Below are 16589 nucleotides of genomic sequence, written 5' to 3'. Positions count from 1 at the left end.
ACTCACTCACATTGATACTGTTTGTACATACAGTACATACTGTACTTATATCCAGTAAAGAGGAGCTAAAGAATGTTTGTGGAACTCGTTTATGACAAAAGAAATTTTGATGGTTTGCCTGGTGCCAAAGATATTATTCTGGGAGAGTTAAGAAAGAGAGTACACCGCATCTTCCCTGATGCTGATGTTAGGGTTAAGCCGATGATGACGCTGCCGGCAATCAATACTGACGCCAGCAAGCATGAGAAAGAGCAGATTAGCCGTGTGGTTCAGGAAATGTTTGAAGAAGCAGAGTTCTGGCTTGTGTCCGAATGAGTGATTTCCCCTATACTTGCGCCAGCGCCACGGCATGAACACCTGGCCTACAGCTGAGGTCCGTGCTTGCATACCACGGACCTCAGCAAGCTACCATCGAGCACTCTTGCTGCTCACTACCTCATCTGTTACACCTTTTGCTGCTTTTTTTAAAGCCTGATTGAATGCAATGACTGTTACAGGCTTATCCTGAAACTTAACCCTGTTAGAATGGCTCTGAAAAATATAGATATCATCAGGATATTTTTTCCTGCGCGCCTGTATGAGATTACAGACAATAGGTGATACGGCAATCAGCTTCTCTTTAAATTTCCCTCTCTCCTCCAGAGTAAGATATTTACCGTCAAAGCTACTGTACCGCAGATTGATGGCCCTGCTAACGCCAACGGGTTCGGTATGAAGAAAGACCCACAGATCAGCCCATGTATCACTAATGTCTTTTAACCTGCGATTTATTAGCGCGACTTGTTCGGTAGTAAGTTGACTCATTCTGATATGTCTTATATGCGGTGTGAACTATAAAATACATTAACTCAACCAGTTACCTTCTGCCCACCCCCATATTTTAGTTTTCCGTTTACGGTATGTCTGATACTGATATCCTTTCAGCCTGCGCTTGCATACAACAGGCTGCTGCCACCATCCATTAAACCGGCTGTGTAGGCCATTCAATATCGGGGGCTTTTGATGTGTCAATCGCCTCCAGTTTTCTGATGTAATCCCGCCAGATAATTAATTTTTCCCTGTCTTCATCACTGATATCACCGAGCAGTAAATCAGTTTGCCAGCCAGTGATTTTTTGCTTTGCGGCATAGAGCAATTGCTGTTTCGTATTCTCTGCAATGTTTACCTGCTCTTCATGTGTGAGAGGCGGAGCCTCCTTCCATGCAGGCAAATCATTGACGACCGTTCGAACGAACCCTGCTTTCGGTGATGTGAACTCAGCAAATACATCGCCCGACACTTCTATCAGGTCATCGGCATCCACGCCTGTCTGCAATGCTTTTTGCTCCAGTTCGCGCAGGCCATCTTCGTTGCCCTTACGGACAAATTCCATAAAGGCAGCTTTGTGTTCAGTAACGGACTTGCCTTTTGCTCCGCCGCCAGGTCGCTTTAATGCAGTGAGCTCTTCTTCCAGATCAGACTTAAGACTTTCCAGTTCAGACAGTTTACCGTTTAGCGTTTCGACCTGACCCGCCAGCGCCCCCTTTTCGCTTTCGATCGCGTCAATACGCTTATCGTTTTTAGCTTTAAAGTCGTCAAACTTCGCCTGAAGTTCCTGCGCGACCTGTTCTACATCTTTGATTTCTACTGCCATGTTTTTACTCCAGATTAAAATGTGATGTTTTTAAGTGCATTCAAAGCAGAGTCCACATCATCGGCGTCGCGCAGATTCAGTGTGCTATATCCCCCGGCCATGAATGCTTTGGCCTGGGTACGTGAGAGCCCAACGTCACGCAGGACTCTTTCAATACTTTTTTGAGAGGGCATTTCGCCACGGGCAAAAGCGCTTTTGACATCGCTGATTCGCGCTTCGTCATTTGACGGGAACGTCACCGGACTGACTTCCCAAAGGTCGATTTCTTTGAGAAGAAACACCTCTTTTGTTCGGTCGTACTCCCAGTCCTTCAACATGTAGCCAATAGAAAGGCCGGTTAAAGAACCGGCCTTCATATGGGCATGTGCGCGCTTTGCGAGGGGATCGTCGTCAATAAGAAGCCGCCCCTTCACATACAACCCGACGTCATCCTCTTTCATGTCGGTGTAAACACCGATCGGTTCGTCCATCTGGTGCTGCCAGAGCATCGCAGGAAGGGACTTCTTCTCGCGCCAGGCGTCAAGCGACTTACTGAATGCACCTGGAACAACCACGTCGTCATAACTGTCCTTCACACCAAACACGGAGCCATAACCTTCAAACTCTCCGTTGTCGCTGACGGACTTCAGTTTCAGCGGAATGTCCAACCGCTGCTTAGTCATCGGCATCTTGTCGTTCCTCCGTTTTGGCTTGCTTACTGCCGTCAGATGGTTTCGTTGTCATGTTCATTGGCGTGAGGTAAATATCTCCACCTGGTCGCGGGTTGCGGTCCTCCAACTCAAGACAATCATTCGGTGAATACATACCCCAATTGATTGCTGTCGCGTAGGCATCGAATCGCGATTTCATATCACCACGAAGTAGCGCACCAACATTAAATTTGGCGTAGTGAGTACCCTGCTTTGCTTCTTTAATGAGTCCAATATTGATACGTTGTTCAATACGAGTAAGGTAAGGAACCAGAGAATAGTTAATAAATCCCATTCCCAGTTCTTCGATATTGCTGAATGTTGCGCGGTCAGTGTTCTGGATCATGTGCATGGGAACGCGAAACAAACGACAAATTTCCTCAAGCTGGAATTTTCGAGTCTCCAGGAACTGACTGTCTTCTGCGCTAAGCGCCATCGATTTCCAGTCCAAACCCATCTCAAGGATCATTGGTCTGTGGGCATTACCTAAACCCTGGTGTTTTTCTTCAAAATCAGCCTTCAGGCGGGCATATGCTGCATCACTTAATTCACTATCAGTGCGGAGTACCCCAGAAGTTACTGCACCGTTACTGAATAGCCTTGCGCCGTGTTCTTCCGTCGCCAGACCAAGCGAGATAGCTTCCCTGGCATAGGCTATGGGATTTAAGCCGACCAGCCCATCCAGCGTTAGAATGCGAATATGCCAAATATCCTCCTGGCCTAAAACGTCGATTGTTCCATCCGGAAAGGTAACCTGGTAAACAGGCTCCCAATTACTATTCAACTTTGGCTGAACACAACCAGGATCAAGCGGTAGAAGTTCAACTACTTCCCCGAACGCCTTAACTTTATAGGCGTAAAAATTTCCACGAAGGCACAGGCATACAATAAGTAACTCCCAGAACTCCTGGGGGGTCATGTAACCATTAGGTTTTAAAGAAACTAACTTTTGAAGTCTTTCACCTGTAGCCTTTTCCTTCCCTTTACCTGTAGTTTTAAATATGTTGCAGGGAAGCATACCTATAGACTCAGCCAGTACACGAACACAGCCGAACACCGCAGTGAGCCGCATAGCTCGTTGGCTGCTAACTCGTTTCCCGGTATAAGTGTCGTATGACAACCCGACCTCATGCGCAAGATCAGCCACGGTATAAACTGGCTGAGTGCTTTTGGAAAACATACCGGGGAAGAACATCAGTCACCTCCCGTTTTGTTGACTGGCATGTTGGATACAAACTTTGCCGCCAGCCATGACCAGGTCAGACACAGTAGACCTCCGGTAATGTAGCCTGCAGGGGGATAAATCATCCACGCCCCAAATGAGAGCAACAGAGCCCCCAGCACTCCGACCAATGGAGTGAGTATTGTCAGGATCATAAACGCCTCGGTTTAAAGTGAGCGGATACCGCGGGATTCGATACGCTCGGAGATTGAGTCCACCTTTTCGTAAAGCATTGAACGACCGATCGACATAATCAGTGCAACTGCACCATCGATTTTGTTTTCATTCTGCTCTTTGATGGGTTTAACCACATCGTCGTTGCCTGGGAGATATTTCCCGACGACGTTGCTAATACACCAGCTCATGATCGGATTTCCGTCGTGATGAAAACGCCCAGACTCAATTGCGGCTTACCTCAATGCCGAACGCTTCCACCAACAGCGGCGTACGCTTGCACATCAGGCGAGCGGGACGGAATACTTCCCACGCCTGCTTTTCCGTTGTCGCGCCAGAGTAAACCTCAGCACCGAACTCGTTATCACAGGTGAAGCAGTACAGCGCTACACCAGCTGAAATCGCAGATTTGCCGTTCTTACGGGGAATCTCGGTATAGACCTCCCGAAAACGGCGAAGCTTCGTTCCCTTCTGTACCCAGCCAAAAGCACTACACACGATAAAAAGTTGCCATGGCTCCAGGGTTATCGGCATTCTTTTGAACGCCCACTCTCCCTTTGTGTGCGGCAGCAGTTGAATAAACTTTGCGGCCTTCTCCGCTGCATCCTTATCGAAGCGGTACCGGAATTTCTTACTTTTCTCAGCGGCCATATCATCGATGTGACGCTGGCATGCCTGAATGACGAACTGACATGCCGGAATCTTTCCCCGCACTACGTTACGGGCGTACTGATTCGCGGCATTAACGTTGGGGTACGATTTCCGGCTCATGAGCTAATCATCTTAAGGAATGGGTTAGAGGCTTGTTTCTTTCCGGCCAGGCCAACTAGCCGCTGGCGGCTGCTTGGGTCAAGGCCCAGCATTGAACCGGTAGAACTCATCTCCGATTCCTGCTCTTTTTTGGCGGTGAGTTCGGGGTTTTTGATTTTGCCGCCCATGGCCCCGGTAACTGAAAGACCTTCAACGGCGATATTTTTCACAGCCCTTCGCCAGAATTCATATGCGACACACCAGCGCTCCAGTACAGCCAGATCGGTGACGCATAAAAGTCCCTGTCCGCATAACTCCTTTGTAGTCAACTCCCACATGATCGTTGCCAGCGGCAGACCATCGTCTACATCGGAAAACCATTCTGGTGGCTCCACTCCTTTAATCGGCGTGAATACCGGTTCATCTTTATTCAGGGCTCGCTTGCCGGGGTTTCCAGCCAGCTCCTTGCGCGCCGTTGGCTTAGGCCGACGCCCGGAACGCCCCGCCGTTCCAGCCATAAGCGACACTCCTGGTTAAATTTGATTTTTCGCGGGTAAAAAAATTCGAGGAGGCGGGCAGTCCGGAAGGCGCGCGGTCGCAGAGATTTGACCTCCCCCTCCCATGGCTGATAATGACATTGATTCTCACTTGAGCCGCTCACGTGCGGTCTTCGCGGCGTGACACGACCAACACAGGCTTTCGAGGTTGTTGTCATCATCAGTACCGCCATGGGCCTTAGCCTTGATGTGGTCGACACATGATGCCTGCTTTGCAACTCCCTGACGTAGATGATTCTGGCATAGGAATTTGTCGCGCTTCAGTATGCGAGCGCGTATAACTTCCCACTTAGTCCCATATCCGCGCTGGTGCCGGGATTGTCCTGATTTGTAGGATTTCCAGCCTTCGCCTTTGTGGGATTCACAGTAACCTGATGGGTCCGTTGTAGTGGAACGACAGCCGCGAACACGGCAGGCTTTTGGTGTACGCGGCGGCATATGCACTCCGATAAAAACATTAAGCATTATCGCAGGCACTCAGTGAATGCCTGCTATTGGTATTCTCTCTTCCTGTATATAGAATTGGATAACACAATTTAATTCTCGGAATAACCACTCATGATTTTCTTTTTTACGGCACTTACTCTTTCATCCCTGCTGATATTCTTCATACTGTGCATCTTTGCAATTTATCAGTTCTCAATAAAAGGTGATGTTAACTTCTATGTTATGTTCTTTGCTTTGATTTTTCTTTTTGTATCATTCTATGGAGCCGTAGGTTTTGCCTACACTAAATTAAAAGAAGCAGGTATCTTCATAGAAATAATTTAAAGTAGATTGATTCATTTTGAAGTTACTGACTTACAAAACGTGACACCAAGAGCGGAGAGGAATTTTTTCTTTTCCTCTATGCGGCGATCAAGTTCAGCCACTACATGCGGGCGTATAGCATCCAAAAAATCATTATCCTGATAAGCAGACTGAATTGTCACACCAAGACCTGCACCACTTTCTAAAATATTCCTCTGCCGCTGTAATTCTTTTATCTCGTTATTGATGTAATACGCTTTGCTTAGGTTGTCTGCATTCATGATCAGGCTCCTTTCTGGCAGTTTGCCTGCCACGATTTGTTATGCGCCAGAACATCACGCTTCGTCTGCTTGTCCATCACGTTAATGTCGTGATCGGTCAGGTAGACTGGTTTTACCCAGTAGCACGCCGTATCAACTACCACTGGGGCGGGTGTATTTTGCGCGCAGCTCGCGATCAACATCATCATCAGGCATATGGTTAACAGTCTGCTGTACATTGCTGGCCTCTTTCGTTACTTCAACCTGGCGCTCAGCAACCGCCTCAGTGGCGGCTGCATGTTCTTCAGTACGCTGCTGCCTGGCTTTTGCTTCCGCCTTGCTCGTACCACGAATATGACCAAAGCCAAAAGCGCCAGCGATAGCGGCTATCACAGCAACTGCCAGACCAATAATTGTTTCAATACCCATATAAACCTCACGCCAACACGGATTTTGCGAGATTGAACAGCGCGCGGCGTTTATCAAGACCATTGCGCCCGCCGTTAATAATCAACGTGACACGCTCAACATCTCCGGAGTGAAGGAGGCAACCGCGAGAAGCGAAAAACCATGCAGCAGAACGTGCAGCATAATCATCACGCTCAAGCAGTTCAGGATGTGTAACAAGGTCCAGTTTCAGCGCCTGACCGCAACTGCGGTAGTTGCTTAGCCCTGTGATTTGCTTCAGGCCGCGACCCCGATATTTCCAGCCATCGCCCGCCACCTGATTGCCAAGGTTCTTTTTCCCCCACTCACCGCCGTAGACCAGATTTGCAATCGCTTTCTGATTTGCCGGTTGCGTTGCCGTTCTGCCGAGCGCTGCGGCCTGTTGCATGGTGATACGGTGTTTACCGAACTCAGGAACCAGACTTTCGGCTGCATAGTTCATGCTTTCCACAAGCCGGGTAAATCCTCCCGATTCGTGCCCCATCTGCGCAATAAACATCGCCTGATCCAGCGGTGCGGTAATACCGAATTCTTTCATTGCCGCGTCGATATGTGGAAACCAGCGCGCAGCTAATCCGGCGCGAATACCAGCCGCCTGTTGAAATTGTGATTGGGTCATTAGTGCCTCAGATGATCAACGAGACGCGCTACGTTGCCTCTGACGGCGACCAGCACGGAAAGAAAAATGATGTTGGCCCCGATAGAGGCCCACGAGGAATGAGGGTAAATTCCGCACAGGTACGCCAGTGGAACTGCACTGTAGAGGACGGTAATCAGCCACGCCAGGCGAGATACCCATGGCCGATGCCGTGAATCCCCCCGGCGATAAAACATCAGGGTGACTACCACCCCCGCGCAAAGCAGCGCGTTGATAGTTGCTGACAGTTCATTTAGTACCACCAGAACCTCCCCGGCGCGTTATCAGCGCCACCAGCGAGCCGATATCCTGATTATTCAGGAACGTCAGTATTTTGACGGCTAATGCAGAAATAATTACGGCGCCAATCGCGTCCAGAGGTTTATCGCTGTACCCCGTCAGTGCTGCCAGTTTTGAACCCACCAACCCCGAACAAATAATTCCGGCGATATACGACACAATAAAATACGCCAGTCGGCGGGTTGAACTCAGATCGGAGGTTGTTGCTATGTAGAATACAGCCCCTGCAAATGCACCAAATACTACACCGTAATCTGTACCGGTTAGCAGCCCATAGACACTGGCCCCTGTCAGGGCTCCACCAGCTAACCCAGTGCCTGAAATCGGATCGGACATTAGTCCCCCTCATTACCGTGAATCCTCTCAAAAATGAGGGGAAATAAAAAAAGCAGCTAAATAAGCTGCTGTTAGGTTATTCGTTGCATCCACGTTATGTTGCGGATTGCTTTATATAAGAAATTCACCTGATGGAGTGACAAGCCATGCTGAATTAAATTTACTCTGTAGGCATTGTTTAGAATACCTCACTCCATTCTCTGTTATATTTATATCCATTTGCCCATGCTCTCCATCGTGGGCGTTTTTTCCTGCTGAAATCCCCATGTGGAATAACTTTGCAAGCATCGGAAAGGTGTCTGCGGCTGATGACAGTCGCCACGTAAGAGCTCCCCTACAAAAGCACCAAACACCACTCCGTTATCAATACCGGTTACCCCCGCCTTCAACCCCTCCACACCTTCGGTATGACAAAGTCCTTCAGCCAGCCAACAAACCAACTGGAGATCTTTGCTTTGCTCGGTCAATAATTGACGGGAAATCCTGACAACTTTTGGCCAATCGGCTTTCTTTAGCTCAGTTTGCCATTCCCCTTGAGGTAGAAAATCTGGCTCACTTTCTCGTGCCAGCCTCACTTCATCAAACTGAGGGCTATATTCAATGTTCTGCCCGCCCGGAGCATCAGCGCCAAAATCGGCAAATACACGATCGTTTTCCGTCATACAACACCTTCCCTAGCCAATCAGCACATTCAGACTTCCACCAACGATCACCCCACCATGAGCGCTCATATCACCAACTCTCGCCGCAGGTTGTCCCTGAATAAAAACCCGACAACTCCCTGTGATAATCGAATCGACTCCCGCCGCGCATTGCGCTGGCGATCCGGCTGTAGCAGCCAGCATACCGTTGATAAAAACCTTGGTGTTTGTAAATGGCAGGATTGGCCCCCCCACATGAGATATCGGCAACATCATGGGGCAGGTATGCATATCCCCTACGCGGGCAGCGGGTTTATTCATTGTGTTGTACTCCCTGTACAAAAATGTCAGCAAACAGGTCCAATTGGGCCATGACGTTCTGCTGAAATAGAAAAGGCCACATATTTTGCCTCCTTATCAGCCAATATTAATCACAGCACCATCAATGGTAACCATGCCACTCCCCTCAATACTGGCGGCGGCAGTTTTAATGATCGTGGTGGCAGTGCCTTTCAGAGAAATATTATTCGCCTGCAGCGTAATACCATCCGGTGTAATTTCAAGACTGCTGCTACCCACCTGTAAAATAATGGAACGCGAAGATTCAATCAGGACGGTATCATTACTTTTTAACTGACTCTTTCCAGCGGATACCGTCATAATCAGATCACCGCCAGTAATATTTTGCAGAAAATCTCCCTCAGCGAGATCGACGGTTAAGTTCCCTTTATCCAGGCTGATATTGCCCTCTCCACTGCAGTTCACGGTGAGCTTATTTTTAATCAACAGCATCATATCTTCGTTCGCTGCCAATAGCAGGTTGCGCTGGGACCGAAGGGACAGCAGCTCCTCACCACGAGTGTCATCAAAACGCAGGATATGGCCTTCCCCGCTTTGCCCTGCGGGCCCACTCCTGGCAAACAAACCGGAATGGTATTTTTCTTCCGGCAGATTCAGTGGAAGCAGGTTTTTTCCGTTACTGACAGCGCCGGTTATTACCGGGCAATCGGGATCGCCGTTAATAAAACTGACAATCACCTCGCTGCCCACGCGCGGCAAAAAAAATACACCATAACGGTTTCCCGCCCAGGGCTGCGAAACACGCACCCAGGCTGAGTGATGCTGCTGTGGCTGATTTTTATTATCCCAGAGGAAACAGATCTGTATCCGACCATACTCATCGGTGTGCACCTCTTCCGAATCTGGGCCAACGCCCACCGCCGTCAATACCCCATGGATAATAGGTCGCGGCAACATCATCGTCGTACGCCACAGCTGACTGGCAGGAAAAACTGTCAGCGCACATTCACTCTCTGAGACCTGATCGCCAATATTGTTCCTGGCCTCAACTCGGAGACCGCTGATGATATACTCACCGTTATATAAGGGATGGCCGGTCAGGGTGAATTTTTCGCCATTCTGTACCCACCACGATTTTGACTGGACCTGATGTTGCCGGCTCTGTGCTTCCAGTGCTTCCATCTGTATTCTGGAGAGTTTTTCCAGCCGGTCCTTCTGATGCTCACTGCTCCCTATCATCACATCGACCGTACCGACAGTAACGTCAGATTTATCAGACGTTGTACAACCCGTTACCGTGACGGCTTGCTTCATATCATATCCGGTCACTTTTACGGAGGACGCAATCATATCTGTATCAACAGTCCAGCTTTCGATCCCATAAGGATTATGCAGACCTGCCAGGGGTAAATAAGGCCATGCGCTGCGAAGAGCGTTACGATGCGCAGACGGATGATCGGCCAGAATCATGACATGATGCGTTTGCTCATGCTGGAAATAAAAATAAATCCCTTCGCTCGCCAGCAACCGACCAATAAAATTTAAATCAGACTCCTGATACTGCATACACCATTCCAGTACTGGATAAACGCCCGTCAGCCGCATTTCAATATGATAAATATTATGATTTGCAAGAATTTTTCGTACGATATCCGGTACATTCATCCCTTGCCAGACTGTTGTATGCGCATTTAAATCGAGCACGCACAACGCCGGAGAGATAACGGCAGTATATTCACACTGACTGCTTGTATGTCGGTGTTCCTGTAGGCTGGTCAGAATACCGTGGATATAACGGTGCATTTCGCCATCACGTATTTCACAGCAGATCTCTTTCCCCAGAAAACGAAGCATATTTTCAGGTTTCTGCTCTGAAATAAAATCCAGATCGTATTTATAACAAGCGCTCAGCGATTCTTCGCCTGACAGCCTGGTCAGTACACTTTTTTCTGCAATTTCGCCGGTAAAACGAAGAAAAGGTTTTTCTTTCCCATAAAACATAATCAGCTCTCCTGCCTTTTATCAGGGAAATACATTCGCAGATATCTCTTTTCGCTGTTTCCGTCGAGGAAAATGTCATACCCCAGCTGCCCTTTTCCCAGGCAGACAGGCGAATGACCCGTCGCACTTACCAGCAGCTCAATACTGAATTGCAAAACAGAACCCACGTATTCCGTAATTTGTTGTCTTAATTGATTAATAAGCGGTTTTTCTTCCGAGAATTCAGGTACCCTTCCTGCATCAACAGGCCCGAGGATTACCGTAAAATGCCCCGCCCGCTCCCAGTGCTTATCACCCAATAGCGGTGACTGGCCTAACGTCATGTTTTTATTACCTAGACTTGCCTGCATCTCTTCCACTAACGTTAACCAACATCCGGTAAAAGGCGCGATCTGCACCGCACATTGCGCCGTTATCTGCAACAGCCCCTCAAGAATGATCTGTGACCGTACGGGGGTCGTAAACAGCCCCGCCATATGTACTGCTGGAAAACATGATGCTGTCGGAAGGAAGGCCAGCGATGCCAGCACCTTACCAAGGGCCGGAGTGGTATCCAGTTCAGCTTCAACGTAACAGCGGTTTTTTTGCCACGCGATATAGTAAAGACTGCATAACCGATGGTTAAAAAGATCCAGAAAAGCCTTCGCGCCGCGCTCACCAAAACGAAAATAGCGTTCAGAAAGCCACTCGGTGAAATAAAAAGGCAGTGCACCACTGGCCCCCGTCATGGCAGGAGTAGTCACTTCGAGTTGATATCGACCATTCTTTAGTTTTTCTAATGACTGAACCTCACCGTTCGCCATATCAAGCGTCAACGGTGAGGTAAACTCAACGTCATGCGCCAGGCGATCGGATAATGAACGAGCACCGGGGCGATGACGGAACATCTGCCGCACCTGCTGGCAGAAATGGAACGGGCTAAAAATAGGCATCATAACCACTCCACCCGTCCCGAACGGATCGGCCAGTGGCGACATGTCTCTTTACGCCCCGTAATCTGTGTGGTGACCCGGGTAAAACTGTTCACCGGCGCATAAAGCGCCATAAACCGTTCAAGGATGCAGCAAAAGAGAAAGTACTCTTCACAAGCCAGCGCATCCTCAGAAAACTGGATCAGAATCTGCAATCCACGGGTCAGCGAAAAGGGATCATATGCGGCCTGGCGAAGACTGATCGCTGAGACAGTGACGTCATCAATCAGGTTGATCAGATAAGTAACCCGATGGGAGTCAGCAATATTAAAAGTCGCCAGTGTTTTTCGCAGAACCCTCACGCCATCAGGGCCACTAAGCGACATATGTGTCAACGACAGTTGCGAAACCAACGCCCATAATCTGGAATTCTCATTGAGCGGCATCACCGGAGGCGTAGGCCGGGTCAGTGCGCTGACGCGTATGCCAGCCAGCGTTAATTGACAGGTAAAATCCCCTTCGGGCTGACCCTGTTTCATCATGACGGGAAGCGAGCCATTCGTGCAGGTTAATTCCGGTATCAGCACATCATATTCCGGCGATAACGGTCTGGTCCCGCGATCGCAAAATGCAATGGTATGCAGTAATGCCGTTGTAGTATCCATCCTGATTTGCGAGCGCTGGATATGATGCCACGAAACATCACTCTGCTTGTTGGTGTTATCACGCTGATCCAACCCCAGCCCATAAAGGGGTGGCAGACGTTGAGGACGGGTATCTTCAGTATTTTTTCGCAAGGCATTAACGGTATCAACAGACCATACCTCAACCCGGTGTCCACGCCGGAGATCCGGGACAATCGGATATTCGGTTATCGACGGTGAAGGCGTTATTGGTTCAGCGCGTTGCGTGAACAAGTTAACTGCGGAAGTGCAGTTCAGGCGAAACGTGTCCGTATTGACTAACGTAGACAGGTTTTCCAGGTCGCAGGTCTTCTGGAAACGAATATGATAGCTGAATGTTTTCTCCCCTGAAAAATCAACAGAAGGAGTATTTTTTATTTCAATAAAATAAAAGTGTTGTGGAAAAACATAAAAATCGGTGATCAGATCATAAGCGAGTTGAAGCCGGATATTATTGCCCCGCAATAAATCACACTTTTTTGAAGCGGCGCCCTGAATGCTGTTATCTGGCAGAATATGCCACTGTTCACCGGCGCGTAGACTGACGGAACGAACCTGGCTACATAGCAACGAGTACAATGCATTGACAAAAGGCAATGAACCATTAATCCAGAGACTGAGGTTTTGCTCTTTTACCCACGCACCACTCCAGCCTCTGAACTGCAGATCCAGAAACCACCCTTCTTCATCATATTGTAAACGGGCTAATTCCAGCGTAACCGGCAGACACGTGACGTCGGAAACCGTCCGAAACATAACGGAATGTTCGCTCTCAGTCTGTGATTGCAGTACGGTACCCGCCTTAATACAATATGGCGCAGTCAGGCCACTTGCTTTTTCGTCTGGCTGAAAATGAACGATACAGACAGACGGAAAAGTACGTAAAAAATGCGGCGCCAGAACGGACAACAAAGCCTGTGTCATTTCGGGTAAATCCTCATCCAGGCGCTGGTGGATCCTGGACGTCAGGAAAGCAAAAGATTCAATGATTCTTTCAACATGAGGATCTGCTGTTTCATCAGAGGACATGCCTAACCGACGTCCTAATCCCGGAAATGTCTGTGCAAAACGCTTTCCCTGCTTGCGAAGAAAATGTAATTCTTTTTGATAATAATCCAGCAATTTCTTACTCAACATCACATGTTATTCTCATCGCAGAGCGTAAAATGGAAATAGACGCTGTCCCAGTTCACGTAAAACACAAATGGAACACTTTCATATTTCGAACGTATTTCAAATATACAGCCAGTACCTGAAGTCGAAAAAATGCTGACTTCAGGATGATTAATCCTGGGTTCAAAAAAAAACAATGCAACTTTTACTCGTTCACATAATTCTAAACAGCGTTCCTCATGAGATTTTTGGTTATCATATACATCAGATACGCCATAATTAATAACCGAACATTGCAGATCCTGATTATCTATCTGCCCATGTGAATAAAAAGGGCGGGAGCACAGCAACAACATCATTTCATCTTTTAAATCATCGATGTTAAAGGATGCTGGCGGTTCATGACTCTCATCACTGTAATCCGGCCCAGATAATCTGAACAAAAAACTTCCCATGATGTTCCTGTCCGGACAGGAACCCTGCCCGGATATAACATTATAATTTCTCAGCAGAGATCATATTCCAGCCGACCGGCCCTTGTTTTGTCGCTTTTCCAGATTCATCTGGAAGACTGGTTTCAAACTGAATTTTGCCGTAAGCAAAGCTGAGTTGCTCAGGAACACTTGCAAGATCTGCACTGCCCTGGTGCTGCATTTGATAGGACGTGATGACACAGTCCGAGTAAGTCACCGTGAGTGCTGCGGTTGCCTCCCCGCTCTGACGTACAACCTGCACGACTTTAATTTCCGGAATAGCTTCGCCATTGGCAATTTTCTGGAATAAATCGAGGCTAGCACAGTCTGTAAATTTTACATACGTTGCTTCCGAGTGAGCCATTCGCCCACCCTGAACATTGCTGGTGCTTCTAAAATCCGCATTGTTATAAAAACTAATTCCGCCCTGGCTGACGTCAATCCAACCTTCATAACCTTTCTGGGTTACTGCACCTTTAACGCCTTCAATCTGCATATATAATGATGAATCGGACATAATAAACTCCATTAACTATCCATTGGTAAATTTTCGGCTCCAGATGATACTGGTAGCTCGGCGACCAACCTTAAGGACATGCTAAGTCCTTCCAATTGGAAGTGTGGGCGAAGATAAGCCACCGCCCTGTAAGTTCCTGGCGCACCGGGAACATCCACAACTTCAATTGTGGCTTCCCTTAAAGGATGGCTAGCCTTAATCGTAGGGCCAACATCATCGGAGCCAACCACATACTGATTAATCCATTTTTGTAAAAAAACCTGGCATTCCGATGAGGACATAAAACTACCGACTTTATCTCGCACAATGATTTTTAAATAATGCGCAAACCGGGAGGTTGTCAGGATATATTGCAACTGACTTGACAATCTGGCATTCGCATTAGCGCGCGGAGAATCATATTTTCTGGGCTTATTTGCGGACTGCACGGCAAAAAAGACGGCATAATCAGTCCCCTTGCAATGGATAAGAGGAATAAAGCCCTGCTCAGCCAATTCTTTTTCACGGCGATCCGAAATCGCAACCTGAGTCGGACATTGAGCGACTCTTTCCCCAGAGGCTGAGACATAGTTATAGGTAGGCAATGCGGTAACCAGTCCCCCACCTTCCACCCCGCGAATTGCCGCGCACCAGCCGTGCATTTCAAAGGCGTCGATAAGACGTCCGGCAAGCGCATAGGACGCGTTAATCCACAGATAACTCCGGTCCACATTGCCTTCCGCGATCCGTTCTTCAAAGCAAAAGCTCTGTGCCTGCTCAGTCTTTGCGCCATAGGGCAGACGTCCGAGCACCCGTGGGAGGGTTAACGCCACATAGCGGGAATCTTCACTGTTACGGAACGACTTCCATCTGGCATATTCGGATGTCTCAAATAATTTTTCTAAATCTCGTGGACGAGAGAGTTCAGAAAAACTTTCCATCGAGAACATACCCGGTGCTGCAGCGGTTAAAAATGGAGCGTGAGCAGCCGCCGCAACATGTGAAATTTGCTCAAGCAGATACAGTTCTTCCGGCAAAGCATCAAATTCGAAGTCCCCAATAAAGGTCGAATAGGGATCGCCGCCGAAGGTGCCATACTCACTTTCATAGATACATTTAAACAGCGTTGACTGGTCAAAATCTGATGAGGTTTTGAAGTCACGGAGCAACTCTTTTTTGGTACAGTTCAGCAATCGGATCTGGCTGTTCTCTGTCGTACAGCCGTGTACCAGCTGATGCAAACCGCGCCATGAAGACTCGATCTTCTGTACCTCGCTGGACTGAAGAATAAGACTGATTTGCTGAGACAATTGCTGATCAATGTAGGCAATACGCTCTTCAATACTGCCCACCAAATCACTTGAAAGCGTAAGTACGCCACTGGTCGCATCCTTGATCAGTAAATCAATCTGGCCACGCAGCATCGAACGATCTGACTCCAATCTGATGGCATGCGTTTTATTGATAATGTCATCCAGCAGATCCACTTCGCCCTCGGATTCAGCGAGGGGTGTGCTGCGCTGCGAAACGGAGTATTTTGCAGAAGTCATGAATGATTGCCCTCACTATTACCGGCGACCCGATTATCCCGGGAGCGTAAAATGGCGGTCAATTCGTCTTTAAGTCGTTCATTGCTCGCCGTGCGATTACGCAAATCAATCAGTTGCTGGCGCATTTCCAGCAATTTTTTAAGCGACGGTACTTGGTTAGCAATATTATCTGGAGAAAAATCCTCAACAGAATTAAACACCAGATCCACAGATAACGCGCCTTCATGGCCCGGAAGTGTGCAAGGAACACTGAATGATACCGCTGGTTTCATTCCCTTCATGACGTCATTAAAATTATCTTTATCAATTTTGACAAAGGTACGATTTTTAAAAGGAATTTCGCTTTCAGAAAACTCACCAATAACACCGATAACTAATGGCAGTTCCTTCTGGGTGGTATTATCACCCGCTTCAACATCATAAGTAATATGCACGCGAGAAGGACGAACCTTCCCTAGTTTTTTTGTGTATCACTCATAAACAGCCTTCCTTATCGCCTTAGTGATGACAGCATTATTCAGTCCATCAACTTATAAACGAATGCAATGATATTATCAATAAAATTATCCAGGCTAAAAATAATATTATTTATCCAAAAAAAGATATTTATTAGGTACTACTCACCGGCCCTATATCTCAAGCACCAATGCACTAATACAGTATTCA

General features: G+C 47.9%; 24 protein-coding genes and 1 pseudogene. 1 reads left to right on the top strand and 24 read right to left on the bottom strand.

Annotated elements, in window-relative coordinates:
- The first annotated feature begins 72 nt into the window (after positions 1–72).
- The gene (locus AC6I4B_RS08210; protein WP_415996759.1) at positions 73–315 is read left to right on the top strand and encodes a DinI-like family protein; all 243 of its coding nucleotides are present in this window, start codon (positions 73–75) and stop codon (positions 313–315) included.
- Between the two features lie 90 nt (positions 316–405).
- Here AC6I4B_RS08210 and AC6I4B_RS08205 read toward each other — a convergent pair whose 3' ends face one another.
- From AC6I4B_RS08205 to tssB, 24 genes and pseudogenes are all read right to left on the bottom strand, one after another.
- A complete protein-coding gene (locus AC6I4B_RS08205) occupies positions 406–804 on the bottom strand; it encodes a hypothetical protein (RefSeq protein ID WP_497770903.1) in 399 nt (132 codons plus the stop codon).
- A gap of 157 nt (positions 805–961) precedes the next feature.
- Positions 962–1633: a phage major capsid protein gene (locus AC6I4B_RS08200; protein ID WP_497770902.1), complete on the bottom strand. Its 672-nt coding sequence runs from the start codon at positions 1631–1633 to the stop codon at positions 962–964.
- A 14-nt stretch (positions 1634–1647) separates the two neighbouring features.
- Positions 1648–2301 carry an HK97 family phage prohead protease gene (locus tag AC6I4B_RS08195; RefSeq protein ID WP_497770900.1) on the bottom strand — a complete coding sequence of 218 codons (654 nt, stop codon included), beginning with the start codon at positions 2299–2301 and terminating at the stop codon, positions 1648–1650.
- The gene (locus AC6I4B_RS08190) at positions 2288–3517 is read right to left on the bottom strand and encodes a phage portal protein (protein ID WP_497770898.1); all 1230 of its coding nucleotides are present in this window, start codon (positions 3515–3517) and stop codon (positions 2288–2290) included. The genes AC6I4B_RS08195 and AC6I4B_RS08190 overlap by 14 nt, the downstream gene beginning before the upstream one ends.
- On the bottom strand, positions 3517–3699 hold the full coding sequence (locus tag AC6I4B_RS08185; RefSeq protein WP_497770897.1) for a hypothetical protein: 183 nt from the start codon (positions 3697–3699) through the stop codon (positions 3517–3519). Before AC6I4B_RS08185 ends, AC6I4B_RS08190 begins: the two co-directional genes overlap by 1 nt.
- Before the next feature lie 12 nt (positions 3700–3711).
- Positions 3712–3909, bottom strand: coding sequence for a hypothetical protein (locus AC6I4B_RS08180; protein WP_497770895.1), 198 nt, complete (start codon positions 3907–3909; stop codon positions 3712–3714).
- A gap of 43 nt (positions 3910–3952) precedes the next feature.
- A pseudogene (locus AC6I4B_RS08175) lies at positions 3953–4489 on the bottom strand (terminase large subunit domain-containing protein); the annotation flags it as partial.
- Positions 4486–4986, bottom strand: coding sequence for a phage terminase small subunit P27 family (locus AC6I4B_RS08170; protein WP_074477539.1), 501 nt, complete (start codon positions 4984–4986; stop codon positions 4486–4488). The gene AC6I4B_RS08170 and the pseudogene AC6I4B_RS08175, both read right to left, overlap by 4 nt.
- Positions 4987–5112: 126 nt before the next feature.
- Positions 5113–5463: an HNH endonuclease gene (locus AC6I4B_RS08165; RefSeq protein ID WP_497770894.1), complete on the bottom strand. Its 351-nt coding sequence runs from the start codon at positions 5461–5463 to the stop codon at positions 5113–5115.
- A gap of 344 nt (positions 5464–5807) precedes the next feature.
- Positions 5808–6056, bottom strand: coding sequence for a hypothetical protein (locus tag AC6I4B_RS08160; RefSeq protein WP_497770892.1), 249 nt, complete (start codon positions 6054–6056; stop codon positions 5808–5810).
- 2 nt (positions 6057–6058) lie between these two features.
- Positions 6059–6238, bottom strand: a complete 180-nt coding sequence (locus AC6I4B_RS08155) for a hypothetical protein (protein ID WP_497772059.1) — start codon at positions 6236–6238, stop codon at positions 6059–6061.
- Positions 6189–6464: a hypothetical protein gene (locus tag AC6I4B_RS08150; protein WP_497770891.1), complete on the bottom strand. Its 276-nt coding sequence runs from the start codon at positions 6462–6464 to the stop codon at positions 6189–6191. The genes AC6I4B_RS08155 and AC6I4B_RS08150 overlap by 50 nt, the downstream gene beginning before the upstream one ends.
- A 7-nt stretch (positions 6465–6471) precedes the next feature.
- Positions 6472–7101, bottom strand: a complete 630-nt coding sequence (locus tag AC6I4B_RS08145) for a glycoside hydrolase family 19 protein (RefSeq protein WP_497770889.1) — start codon at positions 7099–7101, stop codon at positions 6472–6474.
- A complete protein-coding gene (locus tag AC6I4B_RS08140) occupies positions 7101–7382 on the bottom strand; it encodes a phage holin family protein (RefSeq protein WP_497770888.1) in 282 nt (93 codons plus the stop codon). The genes AC6I4B_RS08145 and AC6I4B_RS08140 overlap by 1 nt, the downstream gene beginning before the upstream one ends.
- The gene (locus AC6I4B_RS08135; RefSeq protein ID WP_497770886.1) at positions 7369–7755 is read right to left on the bottom strand and encodes a phage holin family protein; all 387 of its coding nucleotides are present in this window, start codon (positions 7753–7755) and stop codon (positions 7369–7371) included. Before AC6I4B_RS08135 ends, AC6I4B_RS08140 begins: the two co-directional genes overlap by 14 nt.
- 209 nt (positions 7756–7964) lie before the next feature.
- Positions 7965–8417 carry a type VI secretion system protein TssA gene (locus AC6I4B_RS08130; RefSeq protein WP_497770885.1) on the bottom strand — a complete coding sequence of 151 codons (453 nt, stop codon included), beginning with the start codon at positions 8415–8417 and terminating at the stop codon, positions 7965–7967.
- A gap of 12 nt (positions 8418–8429) precedes the next feature.
- The gene (locus AC6I4B_RS08125) at positions 8430–8717 is read right to left on the bottom strand and encodes a PAAR domain-containing protein (protein ID WP_497770883.1); all 288 of its coding nucleotides are present in this window, start codon (positions 8715–8717) and stop codon (positions 8430–8432) included.
- 96 nt (positions 8718–8813) lie between these two features.
- Positions 8814–10697 carry a type VI secretion system Vgr family protein gene (locus AC6I4B_RS08120; RefSeq protein ID WP_497770881.1) on the bottom strand — a complete coding sequence of 628 codons (1884 nt, stop codon included), beginning with the start codon at positions 10695–10697 and terminating at the stop codon, positions 8814–8816.
- Positions 10698–10699: 2 nt separating this feature from the next.
- Entirely contained in the window at positions 10700–11632 is a 933-nt protein-coding gene (gene tssG, locus AC6I4B_RS08115) for a type VI secretion system baseplate subunit TssG (protein WP_497770880.1), read from the bottom strand.
- Positions 11629–13428: a type VI secretion system baseplate subunit TssF gene (tssF, locus tag AC6I4B_RS08110; protein ID WP_497770878.1), complete on the bottom strand. Its 1800-nt coding sequence runs from the start codon at positions 13426–13428 to the stop codon at positions 11629–11631. Before tssF ends, tssG begins: the two co-directional genes overlap by 4 nt.
- Positions 13428–13859, bottom strand: a complete 432-nt coding sequence (locus tag AC6I4B_RS08105) for a hypothetical protein (RefSeq protein WP_497770877.1) — start codon at positions 13857–13859, stop codon at positions 13428–13430. The genes tssF and AC6I4B_RS08105 overlap by 1 nt, the downstream gene beginning before the upstream one ends.
- Positions 13860–13899: 40 nt before the next feature.
- Positions 13900–14394 (bottom strand): Hcp family type VI secretion system effector, encoded by a 495-nt coding sequence (locus AC6I4B_RS08100; RefSeq protein ID WP_497770875.1) that lies wholly within the window; start codon positions 14392–14394, stop codon positions 13900–13902.
- A gap of 11 nt (positions 14395–14405) precedes the next feature.
- Positions 14406–15923 carry a type VI secretion system contractile sheath large subunit gene (gene tssC / locus AC6I4B_RS08095; protein ID WP_497770874.1) on the bottom strand — a complete coding sequence of 506 codons (1518 nt, stop codon included), beginning with the start codon at positions 15921–15923 and terminating at the stop codon, positions 14406–14408.
- Positions 15920–16357, bottom strand: a complete 438-nt coding sequence (gene tssB, locus AC6I4B_RS08090; protein WP_497770872.1) for a type VI secretion system contractile sheath small subunit — start codon at positions 16355–16357, stop codon at positions 15920–15922. Before tssB ends, tssC begins: the two co-directional genes overlap by 4 nt.
- Between the last annotated feature and the right edge of the window lie 232 nt (positions 16358–16589).

Source organism: Kluyvera fluvialis (assembly GCF_059725275.1).
This window is presented reverse-complemented; position numbering and strand designations above follow the sequence as displayed.

Coding starts and splice junctions, on each gene's coding strand:
- AC6I4B_RS08210 (WP_415996759.1), top strand. CDS start 73: ATGTTTGTGGAACTCGTTTATGACAAAAGAAATTTTGATGGTTTGCCT.
- AC6I4B_RS08205 (WP_497770903.1), bottom strand. CDS start 804: ATGAGTCAACTTACTACCGAACAAGTCGCGCTAATAAATCGCAGGTTA.
- AC6I4B_RS08200 (WP_497770902.1), bottom strand. CDS start 1,633: ATGGCAGTAGAAATCAAAGATGTAGAACAGGTCGCGCAGGAACTTCAG.
- AC6I4B_RS08195 (WP_497770900.1), bottom strand. CDS start 2,301: ATGCCGATGACTAAGCAGCGGTTGGACATTCCGCTGAAACTGAAGTCC.
- AC6I4B_RS08190 (WP_497770898.1), bottom strand. CDS start 3,517: ATGTTCTTCCCCGGTATGTTTTCCAAAAGCACTCAGCCAGTTTATACC.
- AC6I4B_RS08185 (WP_497770897.1), bottom strand. CDS start 3,699: ATGATCCTGACAATACTCACTCCATTGGTCGGAGTGCTGGGGGCTCTG.
- AC6I4B_RS08180 (WP_497770895.1), bottom strand. CDS start 3,909: ATGAGCTGGTGTATTAGCAACGTCGTCGGGAAATATCTCCCAGGCAAC.
- AC6I4B_RS08170 (WP_074477539.1), bottom strand. CDS start 4,986: ATGGCTGGAACGGCGGGGCGTTCCGGGCGTCGGCCTAAGCCAACGGCG.
- AC6I4B_RS08165 (WP_497770894.1), bottom strand. CDS start 5,463: ATGCCGCCGCGTACACCAAAAGCCTGCCGTGTTCGCGGCTGTCGTTCC.
- AC6I4B_RS08160 (WP_497770892.1), bottom strand. CDS start 6,056: ATGAATGCAGACAACCTAAGCAAAGCGTATTACATCAATAACGAGATA.
- AC6I4B_RS08155 (WP_497772059.1), bottom strand. CDS start 6,238: ATGTTGATCGCGAGCTGCGCGCAAAATACACCCGCCCCAGTGGTAGTT.
- AC6I4B_RS08150 (WP_497770891.1), bottom strand. CDS start 6,464: ATGGGTATTGAAACAATTATTGGTCTGGCAGTTGCTGTGATAGCCGCT.
- AC6I4B_RS08145 (WP_497770889.1), bottom strand. CDS start 7,101: ATGACCCAATCACAATTTCAACAGGCGGCTGGTATTCGCGCCGGATTA.
- AC6I4B_RS08135 (WP_497770886.1), bottom strand. CDS start 7,755: ATGTCCGATCCGATTTCAGGCACTGGGTTAGCTGGTGGAGCCCTGACA.
- AC6I4B_RS08130 (WP_497770885.1), bottom strand. CDS start 8,417: ATGACGGAAAACGATCGTGTATTTGCCGATTTTGGCGCTGATGCTCCG.
- AC6I4B_RS08125 (WP_497770883.1), bottom strand. CDS start 8,717: ATGAATAAACCCGCTGCCCGCGTAGGGGATATGCATACCTGCCCCATG.
- AC6I4B_RS08120 (WP_497770881.1), bottom strand. CDS start 10,697: ATGTTTTATGGGAAAGAAAAACCTTTTCTTCGTTTTACCGGCGAAATT.
- tssG (WP_497770880.1), bottom strand. CDS start 11,632: ATGATGCCTATTTTTAGCCCGTTCCATTTCTGCCAGCAGGTGCGGCAG.
- tssF (WP_497770878.1), bottom strand. CDS start 13,428: ATGTTGAGTAAGAAATTGCTGGATTATTATCAAAAAGAATTACATTTT.
- AC6I4B_RS08105 (WP_497770877.1), bottom strand. CDS start 13,859: ATGGGAAGTTTTTTGTTCAGATTATCTGGGCCGGATTACAGTGATGAG.
- AC6I4B_RS08100 (WP_497770875.1), bottom strand. CDS start 14,394: ATGTCCGATTCATCATTATATATGCAGATTGAAGGCGTTAAAGGTGCA.
- tssC (WP_497770874.1), bottom strand. CDS start 15,923: ATGACTTCTGCAAAATACTCCGTTTCGCAGCGCAGCACACCCCTCGCT.